The 4,724-nt window shown below is 37.3% G+C and carries 4 protein-coding genes; all 4 read right to left on the bottom strand.

The genetic code is table 11. The annotated features are described in order from the left end of the window. A partial coding sequence (locus HX124_RS17670; RefSeq protein ID WP_286384399.1) for a replication initiation protein occupies positions 1-387 on the bottom strand: 387 nt, incomplete at its 3' end. Positions 388-741: 354 nt separating this feature from the next. Further along, the gene (locus HX124_RS17665; RefSeq protein WP_286384398.1) at positions 742-2,895 is read right to left on the bottom strand and encodes a relaxase/mobilization nuclease domain-containing protein; all 2,154 of its coding nucleotides are present in this window, start codon (positions 2,893-2,895) and stop codon (positions 742-744) included. Then, on the bottom strand, positions 2,885-3,382 hold the full coding sequence (gene mobC, locus HX124_RS17660) for a plasmid mobilization relaxosome protein MobC (protein WP_286384396.1): 498 nt from the start codon (positions 3,380-3,382) through the stop codon (positions 2,885-2,887). Before mobC ends, HX124_RS17665 begins: the two co-directional genes overlap by 11 nt. A gap of 287 nt (positions 3,383-3,669) precedes the next feature. Continuing rightward, the coding region (locus HX124_RS17655; protein ID WP_286384395.1) for a replication initiation protein at positions 3,670-4,724 on the bottom strand (1,055 nt) is incomplete at its 5' end.

Genomic DNA, 4,724 nt, shown 5'->3' with positions numbered 1-4,724 from the left:
CCAGTTTTTTAGACAATAAATCAACTGTACATGTTTATTTGCGGGATTTTTGACAATTAAATTAGGAATTGGGGCGTTTAAAGTGCCATAAATGAGGGCTTCGATACTGTCTGCAATAGGTTTGTCTATATCTATGATCAGTGTGCCGACTTTAAAATCTGTAGCAGTTTTTAAGTATGCGAAATCAGCAAAATCAGGCTCATCTTTATGAAACCAACAAGGCTTTTCACCTGCAAGTGCGATTTTTGAAGTCCAAAGTGGGCAATTATCAGGAATTGAAAGACGAAAAACGCTAAGAGATGCGTCAAGATCAGACTTTTTAGTCTGTTGTTCTTCAAAAATCAGGGCTTTTTTGCGTAAATTAAACGCTGTTACAGTTTTTATCATAAACAAGTCTATAGTTTTGACTTGTTAATTCACTGCATCCACCGCATAATATGGGAATACATTGTGGATTCAGTTACTAACAAGTCGACTGATGAAGCCAAAAAGAAGCCACGTGTCGTCGAAAACTGGGGCTTTTTTTTGGTCTGTACTTTTTCTAATTCAAGAAAATGTATCTAATTGCTCTCAATTTGAAGCTACTCTACAACTATTGCAAGATTTTTTTTCTCATTCGTTGAAAATTCGCAAAAATAAATCTGTTACCACCTCAAAACCTGCAATTTTTTCAAAATTAAGACACTTTTTTTTCGAGTACAGCAATGTAAAACATTGCTACGCAGAAAAATAAAGGGTCAATTACATTGTGAATCCATTATCTTGATCAATTGCTTTAGGTTCAGGTTTCACCTGAACTATCGGCTGTACTGTATTTTCTTTTTGAACAAGATCATTTAAGCGACTTTCATTTGCATATCGCTCTAATTTAAACGTCCGATCTAGGCGTTCTCGATTGTCATAATTCAAATGACAGCCCTTTTTCTTCATAAAATCAATTATGCGCTCATCATTGCGTAAATTCTTCTGAACAATATCAATTTCATCTCGATTTAAACCTTTTTCATACCGACTAAAATGGCTCAATTCATTGTATTTACAGCCAATATAATAAGCGACTTGGTTTATATCTCCTTTTCTAAAGGATTCATGCTGTTTTTCAGACCAAGAATGAATATTTTTAGCAGTTGGTGAACGATAGCCAATACTTTTGAAATAGTCTGTCATTTCAATACTTGATTTTGGACGGATTGCAAATTTTGGATGATCAAGTAACCTACTAATTACATTAAGTTTTCTATCTGTTTCCCCAAGTTGCTGATTGATTCTTCTAAGCTCTGTATCTTGTTGTACAGCTCGTCTACGTTCATCCCTTTGTTTGATGCTGTATTCAGTGATGAAAGTTTCAATATCTGTTCCGAAAGTTGTTGCTGTAATGGACTGATTTTGTTCTGAATAACTTGATTGACCGTATGCTGTAGGTTCGATTGATCTAACACTTTCTTTAACTGCATTTGTAAATGCTGATTCATGTTGGATTCGAACGTCTGTAAAAAAACGTCCGATGGTTTCTTCAATTTGATGTTTGCTATCTGCTCTTTCAGCGTCAAAATTAACTCTGATTTGACTTGGTTCTCTTGAATCAAAAGCTCGTTTTGTTCGATTAATTGCTTCGTGTACTTCTCTGACAATTTCAGTGACTTGTTCTGTTCTTCGATTTGATTCTTCAACAAGTCGACTTGTTGGCTCATCAATGTTTTTAATTCGTTCATTTACTTCACCAGAACTGCTAAAAGCAAAAGGATTAATAGAGAAATTACCGCTATCAGCATGTATTTGATGTGCTTGATCTGCTCGTTCTGCTGTGTACTGTTTTCCTGCGTTGAAATGATGAGCTGTTGTGCCTGTTGTTGTAATGCTTGGCTCTGTTGCTGTAGTACTTGGCTCTGCTGTACTTGTTCTTTCAATGTGTTGAGTAGATTCAGGCTCTCTGTCTCGATCAAGCCTAAATTCTGTCTTGTCTGTGCCAAGTGAGAAGTAGCGGTCTGTGTTGTATTTTGAACGTCTTGCTGAAAGTTCCTGAACTCTTTCACTGTTTTCCAAAGCAAATTGCTTGTGTTCTGCTGAAATAACTCGATGTCCGCTTGGTGTGCTGACATCATCTGCTTCTCTTGTTCGATTCTCAAAGTAAGATTCGATACTAAATTCTGACTCATAAAATGCACCTTTTAAGCGTATCGCCTTATCTGCACCAGCAATTTTTAATGAAATGAATTGATCACTTGTTCGGGTCACTGTTCCCAGCTCTGAAACAGCATCTAAAACGTCTTTTCTATCTCTGATAAAACCATGCTCAACACGTTGTTCTATATAACTTCCAACGATTTCACGAATGTCTTTTACAGCCTTATTTTTTAAACCTGCTCGGACTGCTGATTTATCTTGAAAATGGACATGATCAGGGGTTTGCGTATCACGCTGTAAAGTCGGGTCATCAGGTCGTGACCATCCTTTTGAATAATTAAAGTAGTCCCGGAGAGGGTCGAAATATTTTTCATGACCTGGGGGCGCAATGTTGAGGGCCTTTTTTGTTTCTAATTCAATGCGTGGTACAAGAAAGTGTACATGCTTGGAGCCGTCATCTTCTTCATGCAGCACTGCGGTAAAGTGGTATTGGTTTGGCTGTAATCCTGCAAAAGCATGTTTTTCAAATTCGTCTAATACTTCACTAACTTCTGCATCTGTTGGATTATCTGACTTTGACCAAGCAATAACACCGCTTGTATAGATCCAATCATTTTGAATTGATTGTGCTAAAGCGGTAAATGTCTGCGGATCTCCTCGCAAAACTTGAATATCAGGACGTGGGCGGTTGAGATGGTCAACCTCATCAATTAAATAACTGCTTGCTTTTGATGGGTCACCTTTGCCATGTGCCAAAAATTTAATGTACATCGAGGACTTCACCTCTCGATTTTTTTAATGCTCTTTCCCTTGCTCGGCTGACTGCTTCTTCTGTACGTGTGATCTTTGGTAAATCGCCTATAACTTCGTGTATGTCTGACTGTATAAGGCTTAGCGTGTGTAAGCATTCAAAAAAGGAAAAGTCATTTATTAATTTTTTATCCTTTTGAATTAGGTTTAACGACCTTGCAACTTGGTTCAAGTTGTTGCCAATTTTGCCGATCTGAAATAATAAAGCTGGGTCTGTCTTTGGCGGTTGTCGAACTATCTTTAATTTTGATCTTTTACTGTCGGCTGTAACGTCCAAAGGTTCAGCCAAAACAGTCGGAAATTCAGACATAATTTTTTGACCAATAAAAGCATTCACGAACTCACTAAAGTTTAGGTCATGGTCATCTAAATATTTTTCTAGTTGTTTAGCTTCTAGTTCCGTTAAACGTAGTCGTTTAACTTCAGTTTTTAGTTCTTTCTTTGCCATGACATTTCCCTAAATTGGATTCGCAATGGTTGGGGTCTTAGGGGTGAAACCCCTAACAAGTCTCCTGTGACACAACAAACATCCTACACGTAGTGGAGGTGTTTTTGTGGCTACAGGGTAGGCTTGCTTAATTCACGATAGCATCTTGTTTTCGTGCATTCAAGATTTGGTACAAATGTTGAAGCACAAAACAAAGGCTAGCTGTGAATTGTGGTACTGGACTAAATCAAGAGATGAGTTGTTTGAGGGGGGAAAAGCAAAAACAAACTCTTTGCTTACGACTAAGCTTAAATATTTAATTGATTAAAGAGTTTCACAGTTTGAATATTTGAAGTTTTAAGAATTAAAGGCTTTAAAAAAGGATTTGGCTCGCTTCGCTCGCCTATGGGATGAGAATTACTACGTAATTCTTTTACCAAGAGCACACTACACTGATAGCTATTTGTAAAAAATAGGGGGTTAAAGCAATGATATTTAATAGTTTTTTCAATAGGTTTTTGGGAGGTGTTTTTTATAGGTTTTTGAGCTAATTTTGGCTGTTTTGAACCATTTATTGCATTGTAGACTGAACTTATTGCTAACCCAGTAATTCGAGCTATTTCTTTAGCTTTTTTGCCCATTTTATGCAGTTTTCGAGCTTGTTGCCGTTGTTGTGCGTACTTGTAGCCTTTAGCTTTACCGCCTTTTTTTCCGCATTTTGACGCTATCTCACTAATTTCTGATTTGGTATATTTCTGATGTTCACCAAACGAGCCATAGCAAAAGCTAACGATACTGTGGCAAATCGTAGCAACTTCACTAATCTCTAGCTGCGGACTGCATTTCGTTTGATTTAATTCTTGAGCAAAATCATTAATGCAATTCTCAAACTGCTGTCTTGTCCAATCCTTTGAATGCTTGTTATAGAGTGAATAAGCACGTACACGTACAGTATTGAACAAGAAGTTATTACGCTCCCCTTTGGCTACTGTTGCACGATCTGATGCTTGTTTGAGTGCTTTATCTGTCTGCTTCGATTGTAGTCGCTCAATGAATGTTGTGCTTTTAACTTCTAGTTCTGAAATTCGAGCAAGTTCATACATCTCATAGCTTGTTGAACGCATCCCAACAACGTCCCATTGCTTGCTGTAGGGGTTTTTAGCGATAAAGTTATGATAAGCATCATCACCACCCAAAATGGCGTTTAAATGGCGTTTAAGGACTTTATAGAGCGAGTGTGCTTTTGCACTGTAATTGCCTTTTTTATTGTTTGTATCAATGCATACCCAGTTTTTTAGACAATAAATCAACTGTACATGTTTATTTGCGGGATTTTTGACAATTAAATTAGGAATTGGGGCGT

This window comes from Acinetobacter sp. 226-1 (genome assembly GCF_030329325.1).
Lineage (GTDB): Bacteria > Pseudomonadota > Gammaproteobacteria > Pseudomonadales > Moraxellaceae > Acinetobacter > Acinetobacter sichuanensis.
The sequence above is the reverse complement of the archived record's forward strand: the minus strand, read 5'-3'. Positions and strand labels throughout refer to the sequence as shown.

Bases quoted from the DNA above. Each gene is read 5' to 3' on its own strand.
- HX124_RS17665 (WP_286384398.1), bottom strand. From the start codon at position 2,895: ATGTACATTAAATTTTTGGCACATGGCAAAGGTGACCCATCAAAAGCA.
- mobC (WP_286384396.1), bottom strand. From the start codon at position 3,382: ATGGCAAAGAAAGAACTAAAAACTGAAGTTAAACGACTACGTTTAACG.